This window comes from Rhodoferax sp., from assembly GCF_023701345.1.
Lineage (GTDB): Bacteria > Pseudomonadota > Gammaproteobacteria > Burkholderiales > Burkholderiaceae_C > Rhodoferax.
Map to the genome: position 1 here is coordinate 1 of NZ_JAMPXE010000051.1, position 22,739 is coordinate 22,739.

Here is a 22,739-nt window from a genome sequence, read left to right on the forward strand (position 1 = left end):
CCGGGATGCACCGCCTGGGCGCCAGTGGCCTGAGCGGCTTCGATGATCTTTTCCCAGCGCAAATAGCTGTCTTTGGGCGCGCTGCCGCCAATGTGGACCGATTCATCACAGGCGGCAACGTGTTTGGCATGGGCATCGGCATCGGAGTACACCGCCACCGTTTTGATGCCCATGCGGCGTGCGGTAGCCGCCACCCGGCAGGCAATTTCACCGCGATTGGCGCTCAGAATCTTATTAAACATGGGTGACCTCCGCGCTGCAATTTCCTTGGCCCGCTGCGCGTGCCTGGCGTTTTAGCTTCGCTGCTGCGCCGCTTTGCGGCTGGTCACCGCGGTTGGCGATCAGGATTTTTGTGAACATGTTGGTCTCCGTCGGAATGAATTCAAGCGCAAATTAATTGGAATCTGACCCCAATTAAGTGAGCCAGTTGGGTTTGCGCTTTTGCAGGAAGGACTGCACGCCCTCCTTGCCCTCGGGGCTGGCGCGAATGCCGGCAATGCCTTGCACGGTGTGGACGATCAGGGCGGCGTCGATCTCCTTGCCCGCCACGTCATGCAGCAGGGTCTTGCATTCCTTGACCGCGTTGGGGCTGGCATTGACCAACGCCTTGGTGATGTCCGCCACCTGTTCATCGAGTTGCGCGGCGAGCACCACTGAGTGGACAAAACCGATGCGCAAGGCCTCGGCCGCATCAAAACGCTCGGCGGTCAAAAAGTAGCGGTGCGCGGCGCGCGCGCCCATGGCACGAATCACATAGGGGCTGATGGTGGCCGGGTAAAGTCCCAGCTTGACCTCACTGAGGCAGTAGTTGGCGGTGTCCACGCTCACCGCCATGTCGCAGGCGGCCACCAGGCCCATGCCACCGGCAACCACGTCGCCCTGGATGCGCGCCACCGTGGGTTTTGGGCAGATGTAAATGACGCGCAGCATCTCGGCCAGTTGCCCGGCATCCGCCAGGTTTTCGGCTTGGCTGTAGTCGGCCATGCGCCGCATCCAGTTGAGGTCGGCGCCAGCGCAGAAAGCCATGCCTTCTGCGGCCAGCACAATGGCGCGCACCTGCGGGTCCTGACCCAACTGGGTGAAGGCATGGGTGAGTTCGGCAATCACCTCGTCATTGAAAGCATTGCGCACCTCGGGACGGTTCAGGGTGACCGTGGCGCAGTGGCCGGTCGTGGAAATCGAGATGGATGGCATGGTGTCCGCGCTCACATCCGAAACAGGCCAAAGCGCGTGTCTTCAATCGGCGCGTTGCGCGTCGCGCTCAGGCCCAGCGCCAGCACGCGGCGGGTGTCGGCCGGGTCGATGATGCCGTCGTCCCACAGGCGCGCGCTGGCGAAATAGGGGTGGCCCTGGGTTTCGTACTGGCTGCGGATCGGCGCCTTGAAAGCTTCTTCTTCCGCCGCGCTCCACTGCCCGCCCTTGAGTTCGATGCCATCGCGACGCACCGTGGCCAGCACACTCGCGGCCTGCTCGCCGCCCATCACCGAAATGCGCGCGTTGGGCCACATCCACAAAAATCGGGGCCCGAAGGCGCGGCCGCACATGCCGTAATTGCCGGCGCCAAAACTGCCGCCGATGATGATGGTGAATTTCGGAACGCTGGCGGTCGCCACCGCAGTCACCATCTTGGCGCCGTTGCGCGCGATACCTTCGTTCTCGTATTTGCGCCCGACCATGAAGCCGGTGATGTTCTGCAAGAAGACCAAGGGAATCCTGCGCTGGCAGCAGAGTTCGATGAAATGTGTGCCTTTGAGCGCCGATTCGCTGAACAGAATGCCGTTGTTGGCGATGATGCCCACCGGCATGCCCTCGATGCGGGAAAAACCGCAGACCAGCGTGGTACCAAAGCGCGACTTGAATTCGTCAAAGTCAGAGTCATCGACGATGCGGGCGATGATCTCGCGCACATCGAAGGGCTTGCGGGTGTCCACCGGGATCACGCCGTAAAGCTCTTGCGCCGCATATTTGGGCGCGGCGGGTGCATGGTCGGTGGCGACCTGGAGCTTGCCCTTGTTCAGGTTTTTCACGGCGCATCTCGCCAGCGCCAGCGCGTGCATGTCGTTTTGCGCCAGATGATCCGCCACACCAGACAGGCGCGTGTGCACGTCGCCGCCACCCAGATCTTCGGCGGTGACCACCTCGCCGGTGGCGGCTTTCACCAGCGGCGGGCCACCCAGAAAAATGGTGCCCTGGTTCTTGACAATAATGGCCTCGTCACTCATGGCCGGCACATAGGCGCCGCCGGCGGTGCAGCTGCCCATGACCACGGCAATTTGCGCCAGACCCTGCGCGCTCATGGTGGCCTGATTGAAGAAGATGCGGCCAAAATGGTCACGGTCCGGGAACACCTCGTCCTGGTTGGGCAAGTTGGCCCCGCCCGAGTCCACCAGGTAAATGCAGGGCAGCCGGTTTTGCTGCGCAACTTCCTGCGCGCGCAGGTGCTTTTTGACCGTCATCGGGTAGTAGGTGCCGCCTTTGACGGTAGCGTCGTTGCAGACAATCATGCAGTCCACCCCTTCGATGCGGCCAATGCCGGCAATCAAACCGGCACCGGGCGCGCTGTCGCTGCCGTCGCGGTCCGGGTACATGCCCAAAGCGGCGAGCGGCGAGAGTTCCAGAAACGGCGTGCCGGGGTCGAGCAGCATCTGCACCCGGTCGCGCGGCAGCAGCTTGCCGCGCGCCGTGTGTTTGGCTCGGGCCGCGTCGCCGCCACCCAGCTCGACCTGGGTGACTTTGGCATTCAGGTCATCCACCAAAATCCGCATGGCGGCGGCGTTGGCACAAAAATCAGCAGAGCGGGCGTTGAGTTTCGTCTCCAGAACGGACATGGCATGCTTTCGGTGAGTCAGAGAGGACCTTGCATTGGCAAGCGATTGTGATCTGCCGAGCATAGAACGACAAGCGGGAGATGGGTTGTCACGCAGGTTGCAAATCGTGCCATCTTTGGCGATACTTTGCACCATGCCAGATGCCAGCCATTCAACCCAGGATAAACCCGCCATGAGCGTCCTGGGAGCCCATGCCAAATCGCTGGCTATCACACCGGTCGCCTTTGTCCAGGCCATTGTGCAGGCCTATGAGAAATACGGAAAAAACCCCACGGCAGCGCTGCGCTCAGCACAAATCAAGCCAGAATTTTTGTGCAATTCTGGCCATCGCATCAGCGCCTTGCAAATGGAGCGCATCTCGGGCGCCGCCATGCAGGAGCTTGACGACGAGGCACTGGGCTGGTTCAGCCGCCGCTTGCCCTGGGGCAGCTACGGCATGCTGGCGCGCGCCTCCATCAGCGCGCCCAAGCTGGGCGTGGCCTTGCAGCGCTGGTGCCGTCACCATGGCCTGATAGCCGACGACATCCGCCTCAGGCTCGCCACCACGGGTGAGCAAGCAACGTTGACGATCACCGAACACGCTGACCTGAAAGCGTTGCGCGAGTTCTGCCTGGTCTCGGTGCTGCGCAATTTTCATGGCCTGGCCTGTTGGCTGATTGACTCACGCATTGCCTTGCAGGGCGCACAATTTCCGTTTGCCGCGCCGGCGCATCAGGACGTTTACAGCGTGCTGTTTTCCGGCCCCACCGTGTTTGAGGCGGCATCAGCCGCGATCCGTTTCGATGCACGTTACCTGGAATTGCCGCTCAGGCGCGACGAGGCCGCTTTGCAGCAGATGCTCAAGCACGCACTGCCCCTCACCGTTTTGCAATACCGGCGCGACCGCCTGCTGGTGCAGCGGGTGCGCCAGGCCTTGAGCACCCAGCCCGCCAACACCCACAGCGCCGACGACCTGGCCACGCTGCTGGCGATGTCGCCGCGCACCCTGCACCGCCAACTCAAGGAAGAAGGCGCATCATTGCAGGCGCTGAAAGACGAGGTGCGCCGGCAGCGGGCACAGGAACTGTTGCTGCGTACCACCCGTCCGATCAAACAGGTCGCGCAGGCCAGCGGGTTTCAGAATGAAAAGAGTTTCATGCGCGCCTTCAAGGATTGGACCGGAAAGTCACCCGCGGAATTCAGGCAGAGCAGCGGCAACGCGCCTGGATCACCCGGCGGCTAGCAGCACCGGCACATCGGCCATGCGGCGAAATACCTGGCTCGCACCTGCCAGCAGCAAGGCGGCATCCCCCTCTGGCCGAGGACTGTAAGCCCACACCGTGGCGCCGGCCGCCACGCCCGCCGTGATGCCCACGCTGGTGTCTTCGATCACCAGGCACTGGTGACCCGGCACATTCAGATGCTCGGCAGCCGCCAGATACACATCGGGCGCGGGCTTGGAGCGCGGCATTTCATGGCCGCTGAAAACCCTGCCCTCAAAGAAGCCCAACAAGTCAACCTTGCTCAACTGCATTTCCACTTTGAAGCGGTCAGCGCCTGACGCGCAGGCAATGCGCCCCTGGGTGGCATCATGCGCCGCCTGCACCGCTGCCTTGGCACCCGGGATCACTTCGAGCCCGGCAATGAGCGCCTGGTTGCGCCGTTGGTAAAAGCTGTTGAGCCAGTCCTGCGTCAAGGGTTGGCCGGTGCGCGCCTCGATCTCGGCGCGTTCTTCACGCACGGTTTTGCCGACAAAGTAACTCATGCATTCGGCCAGCGTCATGGACCAGCCGGATTCATCCAGCATGTCGCGCAGCACCTGGTTGGTCAAGGGCTCGCTGTCGACCAGCACACCATCGCAGTCAAACAAAATTGCGTCAAATTTCATGTCTTGTACCCTTCCGTCCTAAGCCTTGGCGTGGCGGCGCGCCTTGTGTTGTTCATAGGTTTCCACCGGGGCGCCCTGCCTGACCCACGCGGTAAAACCGCCATCGATGTGCGCCACGTTGGTCATGCCCATGGCTTGCAGCGCCTGGGTGGCCAGCGCGCTGCGCCAGCCGGCACCGCAAAACAGAATGAATTCCCTGGACTCATCGCCAAACACCGGCTTGTAATAGGGCGAGGCCGGGTCCACCCAGAACTCCAGCATGCCGCGCGGCGCGTTGATGCAGTCCGGCACGGTGCCTTCGCGTTCCAGCTCCCGCACGTCACGGATGTCAACCACTTGCACATGGGGATCGCTCAGGCGGGCCTTGACCTCGTCCACAGAATAAGTCCTGACTTGGGCCATGGCCTCGGCCACGAGTTGTTGGCAGCCTTTGGTGATCGGCATGGGAAGTCTCCTGTTGAAAAATAAGGGGCTAACTTTACTTGCGCCAGAACTGCGGCACAAACAGCACCATCACGGCCAGCAACTCAAGCCGCCCGAGCAACATGGCCACGGTGCAAATCCAGGTCTGAAAATCAGTGAGCACACCAAAATTGGAGGCCGGTCCGACCTGTCCCAAACCAGGGCCAATGTTGTTCAGGGTGGCCACCACCGCAGAAAACGCCGTGACGATGTCAAGCCCGGTGAGCAGCATCAGCATGGTCAAGCCGATGGTGCTGGCGCCATAAATCAGCATGTAGGCCATCACCGCCGCAATCACCGTGACCGCAATGGTGGTGCGCCCCATGGTGACCGGGTTCACCACGCGCGGGTGGATGGCGCGCACCAGCTCGCGGCGCGACTGTTTGATAAGCAGCAACATGCGCACCATCTTGATGCCGCCCCCGGTGGAGCCCGCGCACGACACAAAGGTGCCCAGAAACATCAACCAGACCGGCGCAAACACCGGCCACAAGGCATAGTCCGCCGACGCATAGCCGGTGGTGGTGGCTACCGACACCACATGAAAAGCGGCGGCGCGCAGCGCCTCACCATACTGGTCAAAGGCGCCATGAAACATCAGCAATGCCGCCATGCCCAGGGCCGAGGCTAGCAAAACCAACACATAAGTCCGTACTTCGGTATCAAGCCACATGGACCGAAATGAGCGCGCTCGCCAGACGATGAAATACCGGGCAAAGCTGATACCGGAGAGCGCCATGAAAACGATGGCCACCCCTTCGATGTCGCGCGAATCCCAGAAGCCAAAACTGGCATCGTGCGACGAAAACCCGCCCAGGCCCATGGTGCTGCACATGTGCATGAAGGCATCGGCCCAGCTCATGCCCGCCTGCTGATAAGCCAGCATGCAGGCCGCAGAAAACACAAAATACACGCCCCACAGGCCGCGCGCCGTCTCGGCGATGCGCGGTGTCAGTCGTGCATCTTTCATGGGACCGGGCGTTTCAGCCTTGTAGAGCTGCACGCCACCCAGGCCCAGCAAGGGCAACACCGCCACCACCAGCAGCATCACCCCCAGGCCGCCAATCAGCTGCAAAAAACAGCGCCACACGTTCACCGAGACCGGCAAGCTGTCCAGCCCGGAGAACGCCGTGGCCCCGGTGGCGGTCAGGCCACTCATGGCCTCAAAATAGGCATCGGTCCAGCTCAGGCCGTCAATGGCCAGCACCAGCGGAACCGCAGAGCAGGCGGGCAGCACCGTCCACACCAGATTGACCAGCAGGAAACCATCGCGCGGCATCAACTCCCGGTGAAAACGATGGGTGAGCAACCAGAGCAACAGCCCAAGGCCCAGCGTGATCGCCATGCTTTGCAACCAAACGTCAAGCAATGCCGGCGCATCCAGCTGCCAGGCCCAGGCCATGGGCACCAAAAACAGCAGGGCATAACCCACCATGATGCGGGCCAGAATGTTGAGCGCCGGAGCCAGGCTGGTCATGGTCTAAAAGAAGCTGACGTTCACCTGAAACAACTTTTCCACCGGCTTGAGCAAACGCTTGTTGGGAATGAAGATGATGATGCGGTCAGCCTCCTGGATCACCAGGTCGTGGTGCGGCATCAACACCTCGCAATCCCGCCCCTCGCCACGCACGATGACGCCAAAACGGGCGCCGTCTGGCAGCTTGACCTGCTCAATGCGCCGCCCCACCAGTTGGGATGTCTTGGCATCGCCCCGCGCCACCCCTTCCAGCGCCTCGGCCTCACCGCGACGCAGGCTGTGTACCGCCGCCAGCGCACCGCGGCGCACATGCACCAGCAGCTCGCCAATCACGGTTTGCGCCGGCGAGATGGCAATGTCAATGGTGCTGCCCTGCATCATTTCGGCATAAATGCGCCGGTTGATCAAGGCTATGACGCGCCTGGCCCCGAGCCGCTTGGCCAGCATGGCGGACAGGATGTTGTCTTCATCGTCGTTGGTCAGCGAGATGAACAGATCCATCTGCCCCACGCCCTCTTCGAGCAGCAGGGTTTCATCGGCGGAGTCGCCTTCGAGCACCAGCATGCTCGAAGGCAGCTCCCCGGCCAGGTACTTGCAACGCTTGTGGTCTCGCTCAATGATCTTGACCTCACACTGCCCGACCAGGCTGCGCGCCAGCCGCAGGCCCACCTTGCCGCCGCCCGCAATCATGACGCGGCGCACCGGCTGGTCGTTGTTGTGAATGGCCCGCAGCACGTCCCGAATCTTTTGCTTGTCGGCCAGCACAAAGACCTCGTCACCGGCCAGCACGCGGGTATCGGCCGCCACCGGCACTTCAGCGTCCTGCCGGTAGAGCGCCACCACGCGCATCTCGGCCCAGGGAAAGAGTTCGCGAAATTCGCCAATGGTGTGGTTGACCAGGGGACTGCCTTGGGCGGCGCGCATAGCAACCAGATGCGCCCGGCTGCGCGAGAACTCCAGCACCTGCAGCGCTTCAGGGTAGTCGATGAGCTTGTGGATGTAGTGCATCACCGACTCTTCGGGACAAATCACATGCGTCACACCAAAGCCTGACTTGCCCAACAAGGCATCGCCCTCAATGAACTCGGGCGAGCGCAGGCGCGCCACGGTGACGGGGATGCCAAACACGTCATGCGCCACCTTGCAGGCGGTCAGATTGGTCTCATCGAGGGCGGCGCAGGCGACAAACAGGTCGGCATCTTCGGCGCCGGCGCTGCGCAGCACCGAGGGTTGAATGCCATTGCCCGGCACGCCGCGCAAATCCAGCCGGTCTTCCAGGTCGCGCAGCAACTCGGGATCAGGGTCGATCAGGGTGATGTCGTTTTGCTCGGAAACCAGGCTCTCGGCGACGCTTTCGCCCACGCGCCCGGCTCCCAGAATGATGATGCGCATAAAGGGTGCCTTGTGTTGGGCGAATCATAACTGTGCGCGGATAGCCGCTTCGCATGCTGCGGCCTGTCCCACAAGCTTGGCCAGCCAACATCCGACGATCAGTTGGGGACAGAGCTGGCACGCATGGCGTGCTGCGGTCTGTCCCACAAGCTTATAAGTTTCTCTGAATGATGATTTTCTGCACGTCGGAGGTGCCTTCGTAAATCTGGCAGACGCGCACGTCGCGGTAGATGCGCTCCACCGGGAAGTCGCTGACCACACCGTAGCCACCCAGGGTCTGGATGGCGGCGCTGCACACTTTTTCGGCCATTTCGCTGGCAAACAGCTTGGCCATGGCGGCTTCCTTGAGGCAGGGCTTGCCGGCATCGCGCAATGACGCCGCATGCCAGATCAATTGCCGAGCCGCTTCCAGTTGGGTGGCGCACTCGGCCAGCCTAAAGCCCACCGCCTGGTGGTTGAAAATGGCGGTGCCAAAGCTCTGACGCTCTTTGGCATAGGCCAGCGCCACCTCGAACGCACTGCGCGCCATGCCCACGCTTTGCGCGGCGATGCCGATGCGCCCGCCCTCCAGCCCGCCCAAAGCAATGCCATAGCCCTGGCCCTCGGTGCCGATCAGGTTCTCTGCGGGAATGCGGCAGTTGTCAAAGTTGATCTGCGCGGTGTCGCTGCTGTGCTGGCCCAGCTTGTCTTCGAGCCGCGCAACCACGTAGCCGGGCGCATTGGTGGGCACCAGAAAGGCGCTCATGCCTTTCTTGCCGGCGCCCTTGTCGGTGACCGCGATGACGATGGCCACGTCGCCATGTTTGCCGCTGGTGATGAACTGCTTGACCCCATTGATGACGTAGTCGTCACCGTCCTTGACCGCGGTGGTGCGCAGGCTGGAGGCGTCCGAGCCCACATGCGGCTCGGTCAGACAAAAGGCGCCCAGCATCTGCCCTTGCGCCAGGGGTGTCAGCCACTGCTTTTTCTGCTCTGGGTTGCCGTAGCGCATCAGGATGGCGTTGACCGGGCAGTTGGTCACGCTGATCACGGTGCTGGTGCCGCCGTCACCGGCGGCAATTTCTTCCAGCACCAGCGCCAGCGTGAGGTAGTCGAAGTTGGCGCCGCCAAATTCCTCGGGCACGCAAATGCCGTAGGCGCCCAGCGCCGCCAGACCCTGGTGCGCCGCCTTGGGAAAGTGGTGCTCCTTGTCCCAGCGTGCGGCGTTCGGCCAGAGTTCGGCCTGGGCGAAAGCGCGCACCGCGTCGCGCACCTGTTCCTGGTCTTGTGTCAGCAGCATGGTTGTTGTGTCCAGATCGTGAGGAAGGGAATTACCACCCGGCAAACGGCCGGCCGTCGTGGTGGAAAAACTGGCCCTTCTGGGCCGGCGTCAGGTTGGCGAGCGTGGCGAGCATGGCGCGCACGCTGTCTGCAGCGCTCAGGGGTGCGTTGGGTCCGCCCAGGTCGGTGCGCACCCAGCCGGGGCATAACGCGACCAGGATGGCGGCCGGGTAGTCATGCTGGGCCGAGGCCACCGCCATGTTGAGCGCGGCCTTGCTGACGCGGTAGGTCCAGCCCTGGCTGGATTCCACACTGCCGATATGCCCCATGCCGCTGCTGATGAAGCCAAAGCGGCCCTGCGCGGCCTCGACCAGCGGCGCCACCTGCGGCAGCACCTGCATGGCGCCCAGCACATTGGTGTGCAGCGTCTGGTCAAACAGCTCGCGCGTGGGCGGCGAGAGCGCCGTGCCGGACGCGTAGACGCCGGCGACATACAGCGCGGTGTCGATCTTTTCGCCATCAAGCTGCCAGGCCAGGCCGCTCACGCTGGCCGGCTGGCTCACGTCGACAGTCAGCACTTCCGCGCCCAGCGCCTCAGCGCGCGCGCGTCCGGCGGCGTCCCGCACGGTGGCAATGACGCGCTCGCCCGCTTCGGTGTACTGGCGAACGAATTCCAGGCCGATACCCCGGGATGCGCCGATAACCAGAACAACAGACATGATGCTTGGAGGCCTGAATGCCGCGCCGCGCTCAGGCTACTTCAAGCGCGATCGCGGTCGCCTCGCCGCCGCCAATGCACAGGCTGGCCACGCCTTTTTTGAGGCCCCTGGCCTTCATCGCATACATCAGCGTGACCATGATGCGGGCGCCGCTGCAGCCAATCGGGTGGCCGAGGGCGCAGGCGCCGCCATTGACATTGACGATGTCGTGACTCAAGCCGAGCTCGTGCATCAGCGCCATCGGCACCACGGCAAAAGCCTCGTTGACTTCCCACAGCTCCACATCCTTGACGTTCCAGCCCGCCTTGGCCAGCACCTTGTTGACCGAGCCGATCGGCGCGGTGGCAAACCAGTTGGGCTCCTGCGCGTGCACGGCGTGGGCCACCACGCGCGCCAGCGGTTTGAGGCCGAGGCTGGCGGCGGTGGAGGCACGCATCATGACCAGCGCGGCGGCACCGTCGTTGATGCTGGAACTGCTGGCCGCCGTGATGGTGCCGTCTTTTTTGAACGCGGGTTTGAGCGAACTGATCTTGTCGAGCTTGACCTTGCCTGGGCCTTCGTCAATCGACACGAGCACCTCACCGGCACGGGTCTTGACCGTGACCGGCGCAATCTCGGCCGCAAAGGCACCCGATTTGGTCGCCGCCTGCGCGCGCTGCACGCTGGTGGTGGCAAAGGCGTCCTGCTGTTCACGGGTAAAACCATATTTGGCGGCGCAGTCTTCGCCAAAAGTGCCCATCGAACGGCCGGGCTCGTAAGCGTCTTCGAGGCCGTCGAGCATCATGTGGTCAAAAATGCGGTCGTGGCCGATGCGGTAACCACCACGCGCCTTGGGCAGCAGGTAGGGCGCGTTGGTCATGCTCTCCATGCCGCCGGCCACCAGCACGTCGGCACTGCCAGCGGCCAGCATGTCGTTGGCAAACATGGCGGCGCGCATGGCCGAGCCGCACATTTTGGACAGCGTGACCGCACCCGCGCTCAAGGGCAAGCCGCCTTTGAGCGCCGCCTGACGCGCCGGCGCCTGGCCCTGGCCCGCCATCAGGCAGTTGCCAAACAGCACCTCGTTGACCAGCTCCGGGTTAACGCCGGCACGGGCCACCGCAGCCCGAATGGCCACGCCGCCCAGGTCGTGCGCCGCCAGAGAAGAAAAGTCACCCTGGAAAGAACCCATGGGGGTGCGGGCTGCGCCCACGATCACAATTTGCTCTGCCATGGTGGCTCCTGAAAATGAAAGGAAGCCACCATTGTAATAGTTGACGTTTACGTTAACGTCAATCTCATGCAACACGACTTTTCAGTGGTGCTCGGGTTTGGCAATCCATCTCAGCGCAAGCCATGCGCACCCCGGGCAGATTTCAGGGTGGCGCGTGTGCTCACTTCAGCCAGACCCTGCACGTAGTTTCCCACTTGGTTGGTCAAGCGCTTGAACCACTGGCGGTACCGGTTCACACTAGACGCACACAGGGGCACCAACACATAACGTGCGGGCACGCCACCCGCAGCCCCGGGATGCCGGTCGCTTTGAATCAGCACATGGTTTTCATGTAAATCCAGCGTGCTACCAGCCACCAAAAACCGGTCCACGGCATCACCAGGGCGGGTCAGCCACAGGCAGCCGCTGCACACCTCCAGGCGAACGCCCTCTGAGGCATTGATCAGGCGGCACTGTTGGTGCAACAGCGTGAGGGCGGGAGAGATGTGATGCATGTGCAACTCCTTAAAAGTGAGGGTTCGTTACGTGGCGAGCCCATGGGCCTTACTGTCCACGCTTGCCGCCTCATTGCCCAGACACAACGTGCGCTCATGTGAAGGACAGCACAGCCCGATTTGGCTGCATCTGTGCTGCACCGCCTGGGAAATATCTGTACTGCTGATTCAGACGACGCAAACTGCAAAAAGGCCCTGGTTTGCTTTAGCATGGGAACCATGAGCCCCAACCCTGTTGCCTCCCCGGACACGCCATCGCCAGCGTCAACAACGGTACCGCTGTACCTGCAAATCGCCCTGCGCATGGCGCAAATGGTGGCCAGCGGTGCACTCAAGGTGGGGCAGCGACTGCCTTCGGTACGCGACTCGGCGGTGCAAAACGGGGTGTCGGTATCCACCGTGGTGCAGGCGTTTCACTACCTGGAAGAACACGGTCTGGTGCAGCCACGGCCCAAGGCGGGCTACTTCGTGGCCAGCGCCAGCAAAACCCTGGCCACCAACCTGGTGCGCAAAATCCGGCGTCAGCCCGCCGTGGCCCATGCGCAGACCGAGACCGCACCCGCCGTAACAGCAACCAAACCAGTGGCCAGCTTTGCCGGCTATTCGCCCAAAGACAAAGATTTTTTTGATACCGATCGCATTCGCGTGGCCTTGAGCCGTGCCACGCGCCTGAAACGCGACACCTTGATCGAGTACACCAGTTCGGCCGGTACCGCTGCCCTGCGTGATGCCGTGGCATTGCGCGCACTGCACCTGGGCTGTGCGCTGCGGGGGGAGGACATCGTCATCACGGCCGGGTGCATCCAGGCCATCACACTGTGCCTGCAGGCAGTGACCCAGCCCGGTGATCTGGTGGCGATAGAAAGCCCTACCTTCTTCGGGTTTCTGGATGTGTTGGCATCCATGCACCTGAAAGCGCTGGCCATCCCGACCGACTCGCGCACCGGGGTGTCGTTGCCCGCGTTGCAGTTGGCCCTGCAAACCCAACCGATCCGCGCCGTTCTGCTGGTGCCCACCCTGTCCAACCCGCAAGGTGCCGTGATGCCGTTGACGCAAAAACGCGCCCTGGCCCAGTTGGTGACGCAACACCAGGTACCCTTGATTGAAGACGTGGTGTTCAACGACCTGTTGGCCAGCGATGCGCGGCGCAAAGCCGTCAAGGCCTTTGACACCCAAGGCTGGGTCATGACCTGCGGCTCATTTGCCAAAACGGTTTCGCCCGGCATCCGCCTGGGCTGGGTCGAGGCGGGGCGCTGGAGCCAGGCCGTGGCGACCCTGAAAAAGGTGCAAGGCGCGTCCACCAACGCGGTACTGGAATACGCCCTGGCCGATTTGCTCACCCAAGGCAACTACGAAGCCCATCTGCGGCGGCTGTGCCTGCAAATGAAACAACGCCTGGGGCAGGCGCGTCGGCTGATCCAAACCAGTTTTCCAAGGGGCACGCGGGTCTACGACCCGCCCGCAGGCTACACCCTGTGGGTTGAACTACCGGTTCAGGTGGACACGATGGTCTTGTTCGCGCTGTGCAAGGCGCACGGCATTCTGATCGGCCCCGGCCAGCTGTTTTGTTCCAGCCAGCAGTACCGGCATTTCCTGCGCTTGAGCTTTGCCGGAGCCTGGGGCGCGGTTGAACAGGACGCGCTGACTGAAGTGGGCCGATTGGCCTGCACGCTGCAAGCGGATAGACAAGTCCAACCCGCGCCAGACTCAACCCAGATCGGCAGAACCGATTTCATGTATGGGGACCGGGTCTGCGTCCACGATTTGTGGTGACAGCGCACACAGCTTGACCGGCATCACCCCTGCGTCCGCTCCGGGTGAAAGCGTTTTTCTTGCTCGTAGGGGAACACGTCGTACACGTAACCCGCCTGGATGCGCTCCTTATGGCTCTGCCAGAACGTCACATCGAGCAGGTCGGCGTGGTGCTGCATGAACACCGCTTTCACCGCCGGGTTGCCCAGCAGGAACGGGCCAAAGGTCTCGGGGAACACGTCTTTCGGGCCCACGGTGTACCAGACCTCGCCCGACATTTCGTCTTCTTCGTTGCGCGGCTGGGGCACCCGGCGAAAGACGCAGTCGGTGATGTATTCGATCTCGTCGTAGTCGTAGAACACCACCTTGCCGTGGCGCGTGATGCCAAAGTTTTTCCACAACATGTCACCGGGAAAAATGTTGGCGGCCACCAGGTCCTTGATGGCGTTGCCGTACTCGATCACGCCGCGCTCCAACTGCTCATGGGCACGCTGTGCCTGCGGGCTGGTGTTGGCGGGGTCGGCACCGCCCGCATCAAAGGCTTCCTGCAGGTAAATGTTGAGCGGAATCATGCGCCGCTCGATGTAGACGTGCTTCAGAATCACTTCGGTCTGGCCGTCGCCATCGCGGTCGCTGATCTCAAGCTGGCTGGGGGCGAATTTTTCGATTTCGGCAATCAGTTCGTCGGCGAAACGCTGGCGCGGGAAACCCACCTCGCTGTACTCCAGCGTGTCCGCCATGCGGCCAACGCGGTCGTGCTGCTTGACCAGCAGGTACTTGCCCTTGATCTGCTCGCGACTGGTTTCCTTGGGCGGCGGATAAAAATCCTTGATGACCTTGAACACGTAGGGAAAGCTGGGCAGATCGAACACCAGCATGACCATGCCCTTGATACCCGGCGCGGTGCGGAACTGGTCGGTGGAGTGGCGCAGGTGGTATAAAAAGTCGCGGTAAAACAGGGTCTTGCCCTGCTTGGCCAGGCCCAGCGCGTTGTAAAGCTCATTGCGTGGCTTGCGCGGCATCAAGCCGCGCAAAAATTGCACGTAAGCACTGGGGATCTCCATGTCCACCATGAAGTAGGCGCGCGCAAAGCTGAACAGCATGTGCAGGTCGTCCTCGCCGAACAGCACCGCGTCAATGGCAAGCTTTTCTTCGCCCTTGACGTACAGGATCGGCAAGGCAAAGGCAAACTCTGTGAAGCCGTTGATCAGCCGGCCCACAATGTAGGCGCCCTTGTTGCGGAAAAACAGACCGGTCAGCACCTGAATCTGAAAATTGGCACGCAAGGTGGCATCGCCCAGCAGGCCGGTCATCACCTCGGCCACCCGGCCTACGTCACGCGGCAGGTCTGCAAATTCGCGCCGCAGGTCAAAGTCCCCGACCATCTGCAGCAGGACCTCATGCAGGTTGCCGGTGCTCGGGTAATACGCGCGGTAGGTGGGGCGCGACTCGGACTCGCTGTTTTCAATGTACTCGGTACTCACCGCCGGGCGAATGAAAATGAAATCATTCTGGAAATAGCTGCGGTGCAGAATCTTGGTGGTGACTGAATTGAAAAAAGTCTCGGCCAATTCAGGCTGATGGTGATCCACCAGCAAACCGATGTAATGCAGCTTGACCTGGTGCCAGATGGCCATGGGCTGCTCACCCGCCTTGAACTCGCGCTCCAGCCGCATCGAGCATTCCCGCACGCGCAAATCATAAAACTCGATGCGCTCACGCTGCGCCCGCTGCTGGCCATGCCAGTCCGCCGTCTCAAAACGGTGCTTGGCGCGCGCCGACTCGGTCCGAAACAGCCGGTAATGGCGGTTGAAACCGTCCATCATCGCTTTGGCGATGTCGTAGGCCAGCGTGGAATCGAGACGGGCGGGGAACATGAAGAGCCTTTACCTGTGGCGCGTCTCGACAGGGCTATTTTTGTAGCAGCGGACGGGGATAGCGCTTGAAGGCATTGCGGAAGACATTCACCACTTCGTGCGTTCCGGTCATGCTGACACCCAGATCATTCACCAACCCATCCTTGAGGCCATAACACCAGCCGTGCACCGCCACTTTCTGGCCGCGCGCCCAGGCATCCTGCAGCACGTTGCTGAGGGCCACGTTGCCCACCTGCTCGATCACGTTCATCTCGCACAAGGTGTCTTCCTGCTCGGCCACCGTCAAGTGGTCCAGACGCCGGCGGTGGCGCAACTTGACATCATGGACATGGCGCAGCCAGTTGTCGGCCAGCCCGACCCGGGTGCCGCGCAGGGCCGCCAGCACGCCGCCGCAACCGTAGTGACCCACCACCATGATGTGCTCGACCTTGAGGTGGTCCACGGCAAACTGGATCACCGACAAGGCGTTCAGATCCGAATGCACCACCACATTGGCAATGTTGCGATGCACAAACACCTCGCCCGGGTCCAGCCCGGTGATTTCGTTGGCCGGGACACGGCTGTCGGCGCAGCCAATCCAGAGGTATTTGGGCGTTTGTTGCTGCGCCAGCTGGCTAAAGAAACCCGGGCGCTGCGCTTCCATGCGCGCAGCCCAGACGATGTTGTTGTCGAGCAGGTGTTGAAGAGATGAGTTCATGTGCCAATGTTACCGGGTGTCCTGCCGCTTCAGCAGGTTTCAGAAAACAACTCGCGTCCAATCAGCATGCGCCGAATCTCCGAGGTGCCGGCGCCAATCTCGTAGAGCTTGGCATCGCGCCACAGGCGACCCAGCGGGTACTCGTTGATGTAGCCATTGCCGCCAAAAATCTGCACGCCCTCGCCGGCCATCCAGGTGGCTTTTTCGGCTGTCCACAAAATCACCGAGGCGCAGTCCTTGCGCACCTGGCGCACATGCTCCGCGCCTAGCAGGTCCAGATTCTTGGCCACGGTGTAGGCAAAGGAGCGCGCCGCCTGCAGCACGGTGTACATGTCGGCCACCTTGCCCTGAATGAGCTGGAACTCGCCAATGCTCTGGCCAAACTGCTTGCGGTCGTGGATGTAGGGAATCACGTTGTCCATCACCGACTGCATGATGCCCAGCGGCCCGCCGGTGAGCACGGCACGCTCGTAGTCGAGGCCGCTCATGAGCACCTTGGCGCCCATGTTGAGGCCGCCCAGGATATGCGACTCGGGCACCTCGACGTTGTTGAACACCAGCTCGCCGGTGTGGCTGCCGCGCATGCCCAGCTTGTCGAGCTTTTGCGCGATGCTGAAACCGGGCATGCCCTTTTCGATCAGGAAAGCCGTGACGCCACGCGCACCCAGTTCAGGTTCGCTTTTGGCATAAACCACCAGCGTGTCGGCGTCGGGCCCGTTGGTGATCCACATCTTGTTGCCGTTGAGCAGGTAGTAGCCGCCTTTGTCTTCGGCCTTGAGCTTCATCGACAGCACGTCGCTGCCGGCACCCGGCTCGCTCATGGCGAGTGCGCCGACATGTTCGCCGCTGATCAGCTTGGGCAGGTATTTCTGGCGTTGTTCCGGCGTGCCGTTGCGCCTGATCTGGTTCACGCACAGGTTGGAGTGCGCACCGTAGGACAGCCCCACCGAGGCGCTGGCGCGGCTGATTTCTTCCATCGCGATCATGTGCGCCAGGTAGCCCATGTTGGCGCCACCATACTCTTCACCCACGGTGATGCCGAGCACACCCAGCTCGCCCATCTTGCGCCACAAATCCATCGGGAACTGGTCGCTGCGGTCAATCTCGGCCGCACGCGGTGCGATCTCGGCCTGGGCAAAGTCGCGCACCGCATCGCGCAGTGCATCAATGTCTTCGCCAAGTTGAAAGTTGAGTCCGGGCAGGTTGTTCATGGGTTTTGTCTCCTGAGACTGGTTTTGTTGAATGGGAATTCAGTAGGTTTTTGGCACGGCCATGAGCGTTTGCTGCAACACCGCACAGGCCGTCTCGCGGCCGTCATCGGCCACATGCACCACATCGGCCGCGCTCACGATCACGCGTTTGCCGGCCTTGATGACGCGCCCGGTGGCGCGCAACTTGCCGCCCTGGCAGGACGTCAGAAAGTTGATTTTGTACTCCACCGTCACCACCTCCATGCCCGCCGGGGTCTGGGTCAGACCGGCATAACCGGCCGCAATATCCGCCAGCGCCCCCATGGCACCGCCGTGAAAACCGCCCTGCTGCTGCGTGACCTTGTCCGAATACGGCAAGCTCAGGACGCACACACCGGGCGCAACGCTGTCAACCGCTGCGCCCAACAGGCGCATCAGGCCCTGGCGTTCAAAACTGCGCTGCACCCGCTGCAGCGGTGACTCGGTGTGGTTCATGGTTTGGCTTTCAAGGGTTGGCTCTTGGCGAGCAGGGCTTTGGCTTCCCGCTGGTGCACCTTGAGCTCGTCCAGGTTGGCCTGCAGGTCTTTCATCTGGGCTTCGAGCTGCTGCTGATGCTGGGCCAGCACCAGCAAGAACTTCTCCAACTGCACCGCGGTATCGCGCGGGCTGTCGTACATGTCGATGATCTCTTTGGCCTCGACCAGGCTAAAGCCCAGGCGTTTGGCACGCAGCGTGAGTTTGAGCCGCGTGCGGTCGCGGCTGCTGTAAACCCGGCTGCGCCCTGCGGGCCCGGTGCGCTCGGGGCACAGCAAGCCCATGTCTTCGTAAAAACGCATGGCGCGGGTGGTCAAATCGAATTCTTTGGCCAGGTCGCTGATGCTGTAGGTGTGTGCCATGACAATGGATTGCGGTAGATTGACGTTAACGTAAACGTCAATTATGAGGCAAATTCAGGCCAAATTTGCGGCTGCTGCGCAACGGCCTCCGGCCCGCCTCAGGTCCAGCGCGGCGCCGTCTCGTTCTTGAGTTGCTGGCGCAGCGCTGCGTAATTGGGCAGCACCGACTGCACCGTGTCCCAGAAGCGCGGGCTGTGGTTCATCTCGCGCAAGTGGCTGAGCTCGTGTGCCACCACGTAGTCAATTACCGCCAGACTGAAGTGAATCAGGCGCCAGTTCAGCCGGATCGAACCATCCACACGGGCGCTGCCCCAACGGGTGCCAGCATTGCTGAGGGCCAGTTTTTTCCACTGCACACCCAACAGCGGGGAAAAGTGGTCCAACCGCTCCTGAAACACCTGTTTGGCCTGGCGCATCAACCAGGCCTGCACCACGTCGCGAATCTGCTCCGGACTGGCGTGGTGCGGCAAACTCAGGTGCAGGATCATGGGCGCTTGAGTGCCTGGCAAGGCTGCCGTGGCAGCGTCAGGGGCGAGCGTATCGACCACCAGCTCGGCACCGGCGGCAGCAAAACCATGTCCCGGATCCAGCTTGAGCCGAATGGTTTGACCCAGGAACGGCAAACCGGCTCCGTCGCGCCAATCCACCCTGTGCTCGGCCAGCCGCGCATGGCGCTCGCGCACTTCCTGCAGTTTGCGCAGGATCCAGGCCGATTTTTCCTGCAGTGCGGCATCCACCTCGACCAGCGGCACCCATTTGGGCGCGCGCACGGCCAGCCCATGCGGGCCGACACTAAAACCGATGCTGCGCCGCTGGCCCCGCTTGAATTCATAGGCCACCAGCGCATGGCCCAGCCGCACCTCACGGCTGGCGTGAGGATGGCGGAAATGCACGGTCTGCCCTGCCGCCGGGATGGACTGGGCCGCAGGCGCTGCAGGCCTCGGTTGGGACTTTGCTTTTGGCGTCTGGATGACAGGCAGCACAGCCGGGTTGGGCTCGAACAAATCCAGCGTAAAGCGCAGCAGCGGGTGCATGTGACGAGGTACCTAAACCCGAGGGTAAGCCTCGGGGTCAATGCGGCGCATCTCGGCCTCGATCCAGGCCTCGGCCTCGCGCATCAAGCCCTTCGGGTCGCGCCCCGCGCTGGGCATAGCCGGGCCGATCGACACCGTGACCACGCCCGGATGTTTGATGAAGCCTTGACGCGGCCAGCAGCGTGCCGTGGCGACCGCGATCGGGATCACCGGCGCACCGGACTGCACCGCGAGACGGGAGCCAGCCGTCTGATACGTGCCCTTGTGACCGCGCGGCATGCGCGTGCCTTCCGGGAACATGATGACCCAGGTGCCGTGCGCGAGCAGGCGGCAGCCTTGCTCGATGACGTGTTTCATGGCCTCGGTGCGCGACTCGCGGTCAATGTGAATCATGTCCAGGCGCGCCATCGACCAGCCAAAAAATGGCACCTTGAGCAACTCGCGCTTGAACACAAAGGCCAGCGGATGCGGCATCAGGGTGGGCAGCAGCAGGGTTTCCAGCGTCGATTGGTGTTTGGACAAGAGCACCGCTGCGCTGCTTTTGCCGAGCGGCAGGTGGTCATAACCCAGCACCCTGAACTGCACCCCCAGAATCACCCGGGTGCCCCACATCACCACACTGAACCAGTTGACGGCGGTCCACCAGGCGGCGCGGCGTGAAAACAGGGACACCAGCAACACGGCAAAAGTCCAGGGGACCACGGTGATGACCATCCAGGCCATGTGCAACATGGATCGAATCAGCGCCAGCATTTTCAGACCTGAGCCTCTTCGCGGCTGAGCAGAAAGTCAACGAACGCAGACAGGTCGTCGTGCACCCGGGTCTGCGGTGGGAAAGACTCGGGCAGGGCCCGGCCCTTGTAAATGGCGGCTTTGCCGGTCAACACCAGATGCGGCTCACAGCCAACCGCGACACCGGCAATGACATCACGGGCCGAATCACCCACCACCGGCACGTTTTTAAAATCCAGCCCGTAACGGTCTGCAATTTGCTCGAACAATCCGGAGGCGGGCTTGCGGCAATGGCATTCGTCAGCCGGCGTATGCGGACAGTAAAACACGGCGTCAATCCGCCCCCCCACCGCGGCCAGCATCTGGTGCATCTTGGCGTGAATGGCATTCAGGTCAGCCACCTCGAACAACCCGCGCCCCAGCCCCGACTGGTTGCTCGCCACCACCACATGCCAGGCGGCCTGGTTGAGGCGGGCAATGGCCTCCAGCGCGCCGGGCAGTGGTTTCCATTCGTCGGCCGACTTGATGAAGTCGTCACTGTCTTCGTTGATGGTGCCGTCTCGGTCCAGAATCACCAGCTTGATCGGGGTCATGATGTGCCTTTGTCAACGTTACAGCAACCGCTCATGCCGCCAGTCGCGACAAGTCGGCGACCTGGTTCATGGCCAGGTGCAGGGCCTTGAGCAGGCCCAGGCGGTTCAGGCGCAAATCAAGTGCCTCGGCATTGACCATCACGCCGTCAAAAAACGCATCGACCGGCGCGCGCAAGGCCGCCAGGGTTTGCAGCGAGGCGGTGTAATCGCCGGCATCGAGCTGCGCCTGGGCGCGCGGCGCGATGTCCTGCATGGCCGCGTACAGCGCTTTTTCAGCGTCTTCTTTCAGCAGCAGTTCGCTGACATGGGCATCGACAGCGGCCGCAGTACCGGCTTTTTTCAGGATGTTGCTGATGCGCTTGTTGGCCGCTGCCAGCGCCGGCGCCTCGGCCAGCGCGGCAAAGGCGCGCACGGCGGCCAGACGGCGCGGCACGTCGCCGAGGCGTTGCGGACGCAATGCCAGCACGGCGTCGACTTCCAGCGCGCTGTAGCCCTGTTCACGCAGGGAACCGGCCAGACGGTCATAGACAAAGTCGCAGAGTGCCGAGCCAGCATCGGTAACCTTGCTGCCAAAAGCCGGCACGGCAGCCGCCACCAGCGCATTCAAATCAAGCGCCAGGTCTTTTTCAACCAGCATCCGGATCACACCCAGCGCATGGCGGCGCAGGGCAAACGGGTCTTTGTCACCGGTGGGCAGGTTGCCGATGCCAAACATGCCAACCAGGGTTTCCAGCTTGTCGGCCAACGCCACCACCACCCCCACCGAGTTGCGCGGCAGGGCATCGCCGGCAAAACGGGGTTTGTAATGGTCTTCGATGGCCTCGGCAACGTCGGCGTCCAGCCCGTCGTGACGGGCGTAATAGCCACCCATGATGCCTTGCAGCTCCGGGAACTCGCCCACCATGTCGGTCAGCAGGTCGGTCTTGGCCAGGCGCGCGGCCAACTCGGCCCGTTTGACCAGCGCCTCGCCGCCGAGTTGCAGCGCCAGCGCACGGGCAATGGCGCAGACGCGTGCCATGCGCTCGCCCTGCGTGCCCAGCTTGTTGTGGTAGACCACCTTGTCGAGTCCCGCCACCCGGGATTCGAGCGTTTTCTTGCGGTCCTGGTCGAAAAAGAACTTGGCGTCGCTCAGGCGCGGGCGCACCACGCGTTCGTTGCCGCCAATCACGGCGCTGGCGTCTGCCGGGCTGATGTTGCTCACCACCAGGAACTGGTTCGTCAATTTGCCCAGGGTGTCGAGCAGCGGAAAGTATTTCTGGTTGGCCTTCATGGTCAGGATCAGGCACTCTTGCGGCACCGCCAGGAACTGCTCCTCAAACTGGCAAGTCAGCACATTCGGGCGCTCCACCAGCGCCGTCACTTCGTCAAGCAAAGCGTCGTCCATCAGCACCTCAAAGCCCGGGCCCAGGCGTTCGGCGGCCTGTGCGAGTTGCTGCACGATGGCAAAGCGCCGGTCGCTGAAGCTGGCCATCACGGCGCCGTCGCGCAGCAGCGTGGCGGCGTAGTCGTCAGCATGGCCCACTGTCACTGGCGACATCAGGGCCTCAAAACGATGGCCTTGCGTCAGCTTGCCGGAAGTCAGACCCAGCACCTTGACCGGCACCACGCTGCTGCCGTGCAAGGCCAGCAAGCCATGCGCCGGGCGCACGAAATTGACACTGCTCCAGCCGGGCAGTTCGCAATCGGCCTGCAGCTGGTAACTCATCATTTTGGGGATCGGCAACTGCGCCAGCGCGGCCAGCAGGGCCTGCTGCAAACCCACGTCGAGCGTGGCGCCGGTCACCAGGCTGTCGTAAAACAGCGCCTCGGCCTTGCCGTCAGGTGCTTTGCGCAGCGCGGCCACGGCAAACACCGGGTCGGACACGTCGGCGCCCAATGCCTGCAGTTTCTTGAGCAAGGCGGGGGTCGCCAGGCCATTGGCATCGAGGCCAACACTCACCGGCATCAGCTTTTGCCGCACCGCCGTGTCAGCCGCCTTGGCCGCCACATGGGTAATGTGCGCGGCCAGACGACGGGGTGACGCAAACGGCGTGGCCACCGAATCGCTGGAGGCCAGGCCCAACTGGCGCAGCTGCGCGCACAACTGGCTGGCAAACACGTCGCCGAGCTTTTTCAGCGCCTTGGGCGGCAGCTCTTCAACAAACAGTTCAACGAGAAGATTTTGATGGGTCATGGTCAGGCGGCTTTCTTGGACATTTCAGCAACCCACTCGCGCGGCGCCATCGGGAAACCCAGGCGCTCGCGGCTGTCAAAGTA

23 protein-coding genes are annotated in these 22,739 nt (G+C 62.5%); 2 read left to right on the plus strand and 21 right to left on the minus strand.

The window, feature by feature from the left end; all coding sequences use genetic code 11:
• From NDI87_RS08810 to NDI87_RS08825, 4 genes are all read right to left on the minus strand, one after another.
• A partial coding sequence (locus NDI87_RS08810; protein ID WP_296274837.1) for a biotin carboxylase N-terminal domain-containing protein occupies positions 1 to 242 on the minus strand: 242 nt, incomplete at its 3' end.
• Positions 235 to 360 (minus strand): hypothetical protein, encoded by a 126-nt coding sequence (locus NDI87_RS08815; RefSeq protein ID WP_296274838.1) that lies wholly within the window; start codon positions 358 to 360, stop codon positions 235 to 237. The genes NDI87_RS08810 and NDI87_RS08815, both read right to left, overlap by 8 nt.
• 54 nt (positions 361 to 414) lie before the next feature.
• Complete coding sequence (locus NDI87_RS08820) at positions 415 to 1,194, minus strand: enoyl-CoA hydratase/isomerase family protein (RefSeq protein WP_296274839.1); 780 nt, start codon at positions 1,192 to 1,194, stop codon at positions 415 to 417.
• Positions 1,195 to 1,205: 11 nt separating this feature from the next.
• Positions 1,206 to 2,828 (minus strand): carboxyl transferase domain-containing protein, encoded by a 1,623-nt coding sequence (locus NDI87_RS08825; RefSeq protein ID WP_296274840.1) that lies wholly within the window; start codon positions 2,826 to 2,828, stop codon positions 1,206 to 1,208.
• Positions 2,829 to 3,000: 172 nt separating this feature from the next.
• Here NDI87_RS08825 and NDI87_RS08830 point away from each other — a divergent pair, with 172 nt between their 5' ends.
• Positions 3,001 to 4,050 carry an AraC family transcriptional regulator gene (locus NDI87_RS08830; RefSeq protein WP_296274841.1) on the plus strand — a complete coding sequence of 350 codons (1,050 nt, stop codon included), beginning with the start codon at positions 3,001 to 3,003 and terminating at the stop codon, positions 4,048 to 4,050.
• Here the strand turns inward: NDI87_RS08830 and NDI87_RS08835 are convergent.
• The 8 genes from NDI87_RS08835 to NDI87_RS08870 all read right to left on the minus strand — a co-directional run bounded on the left by NDI87_RS08835 (position 4,036) and on the right by NDI87_RS08870 (position 11,712).
• A complete protein-coding gene (locus tag NDI87_RS08835; protein ID WP_296274842.1) occupies positions 4,036 to 4,695 on the minus strand; it encodes an HAD family phosphatase in 660 nt (219 codons plus the stop codon). The genes NDI87_RS08830 and NDI87_RS08835 overlap by 15 nt on opposite strands.
• A gap of 18 nt (positions 4,696 to 4,713) precedes the next feature.
• A complete protein-coding gene (locus tag NDI87_RS08840; RefSeq protein ID WP_296274843.1) occupies positions 4,714 to 5,139 on the minus strand; it encodes a rhodanese-like domain-containing protein in 426 nt (141 codons plus the stop codon).
• A 34-nt stretch (positions 5,140 to 5,173) separates the two neighbouring features.
• Positions 5,174 to 6,634, minus strand: a complete 1,461-nt coding sequence (locus NDI87_RS08845; protein ID WP_296274844.1) for a potassium transporter TrkG — start codon at positions 6,632 to 6,634, stop codon at positions 5,174 to 5,176.
• 3 nt (positions 6,635 to 6,637) lie between these two features.
• Positions 6,638 to 8,026: a Trk system potassium transporter TrkA gene (trkA, locus tag NDI87_RS08850; protein WP_296274845.1), complete on the minus strand. Its 1,389-nt coding sequence runs from the start codon at positions 8,024 to 8,026 to the stop codon at positions 6,638 to 6,640.
• A gap of 151 nt (positions 8,027 to 8,177) precedes the next feature.
• Positions 8,178 to 9,305, minus strand: a complete 1,128-nt coding sequence (locus NDI87_RS08855) for an acyl-CoA dehydrogenase family protein (RefSeq protein WP_296274846.1) — start codon at positions 9,303 to 9,305, stop codon at positions 8,178 to 8,180.
• 31 nt (positions 9,306 to 9,336) lie between these two features.
• Positions 9,337 to 10,005, minus strand: a complete 669-nt coding sequence (locus NDI87_RS08860) for an SDR family oxidoreductase (protein WP_296274847.1) — start codon at positions 10,003 to 10,005, stop codon at positions 9,337 to 9,339.
• Between the two features lie 31 nt (positions 10,006 to 10,036).
• Positions 10,037 to 11,218 (minus strand): acetyl-CoA C-acyltransferase, encoded by a 1,182-nt coding sequence (locus tag NDI87_RS08865; RefSeq protein ID WP_296274848.1) that lies wholly within the window; start codon positions 11,216 to 11,218, stop codon positions 10,037 to 10,039.
• 110 nt (positions 11,219 to 11,328) lie between these two features.
• Positions 11,329 to 11,712, minus strand: a complete 384-nt coding sequence (locus NDI87_RS08870; RefSeq protein WP_296274849.1) for a DUF2917 domain-containing protein — start codon at positions 11,710 to 11,712, stop codon at positions 11,329 to 11,331.
• A 219-nt stretch (positions 11,713 to 11,931) separates the two neighbouring features.
• Here NDI87_RS08870 and NDI87_RS08875 point away from each other — a divergent pair, with 219 nt between their 5' ends.
• Complete coding sequence (locus NDI87_RS08875; protein WP_296274850.1) at positions 11,932 to 13,485, plus strand: PLP-dependent aminotransferase family protein; 1,554 nt, start codon at positions 11,932 to 11,934, stop codon at positions 13,483 to 13,485.
• Between the two features lie 23 nt (positions 13,486 to 13,508).
• On the opposite strand, the gene aceK is transcribed toward NDI87_RS08875, so the two are convergent.
• The 9 genes from aceK to glyS form a co-directional block, all read right to left on the minus strand.
• Positions 13,509 to 15,341, minus strand: a complete 1,833-nt coding sequence (gene aceK, locus NDI87_RS08880) for a bifunctional isocitrate dehydrogenase kinase/phosphatase (RefSeq protein WP_296274851.1) — start codon at positions 15,339 to 15,341, stop codon at positions 13,509 to 13,511.
• Between the two features lie 34 nt (positions 15,342 to 15,375).
• Positions 15,376 to 16,038 (minus strand): carbonate dehydratase, encoded by a 663-nt coding sequence (gene can, locus NDI87_RS08885; RefSeq protein ID WP_296274852.1) that lies wholly within the window; start codon positions 16,036 to 16,038, stop codon positions 15,376 to 15,378.
• Positions 16,039 to 16,067: 29 nt separating this feature from the next.
• Entirely contained in the window at positions 16,068 to 17,249 is a 1,182-nt protein-coding gene (locus NDI87_RS08890; protein WP_296274853.1) for an isovaleryl-CoA dehydrogenase, read from the minus strand.
• Between the two features lie 39 nt (positions 17,250 to 17,288).
• On the minus strand, positions 17,289 to 17,723 hold the full coding sequence (locus NDI87_RS08895; RefSeq protein ID WP_296274854.1) for a PaaI family thioesterase: 435 nt from the start codon (positions 17,721 to 17,723) through the stop codon (positions 17,289 to 17,291).
• Positions 17,720 to 18,124, minus strand: a complete 405-nt coding sequence (locus NDI87_RS08900) for a MerR family DNA-binding transcriptional regulator (RefSeq protein WP_296274855.1) — start codon at positions 18,122 to 18,124, stop codon at positions 17,720 to 17,722. The genes NDI87_RS08895 and NDI87_RS08900 overlap by 4 nt, the downstream gene beginning before the upstream one ends.
• 98 nt (positions 18,125 to 18,222) lie before the next feature.
• Positions 18,223 to 19,158 (minus strand): SprT family zinc-dependent metalloprotease, encoded by a 936-nt coding sequence (locus tag NDI87_RS08905; protein WP_296274856.1) that lies wholly within the window; start codon positions 19,156 to 19,158, stop codon positions 18,223 to 18,225.
• A gap of 12 nt (positions 19,159 to 19,170) precedes the next feature.
• Entirely contained in the window at positions 19,171 to 19,908 is a 738-nt protein-coding gene (locus NDI87_RS08910) for a lysophospholipid acyltransferase family protein (RefSeq protein ID WP_296274859.1), read from the minus strand.
• 5 nt (positions 19,909 to 19,913) lie between these two features.
• Entirely contained in the window at positions 19,914 to 20,483 is a 570-nt protein-coding gene (gene gmhB / locus NDI87_RS08915; protein WP_296274857.1) for a D-glycero-beta-D-manno-heptose 1,7-bisphosphate 7-phosphatase, read from the minus strand.
• Positions 20,484 to 20,514: 31 nt separating this feature from the next.
• Entirely contained in the window at positions 20,515 to 22,656 is a 2,142-nt protein-coding gene (gene glyS, locus NDI87_RS08920) for a glycine--tRNA ligase subunit beta (RefSeq protein WP_296274858.1), read from the minus strand.
• Positions 22,657 to 22,739: the final 83 nt, after the last annotated feature.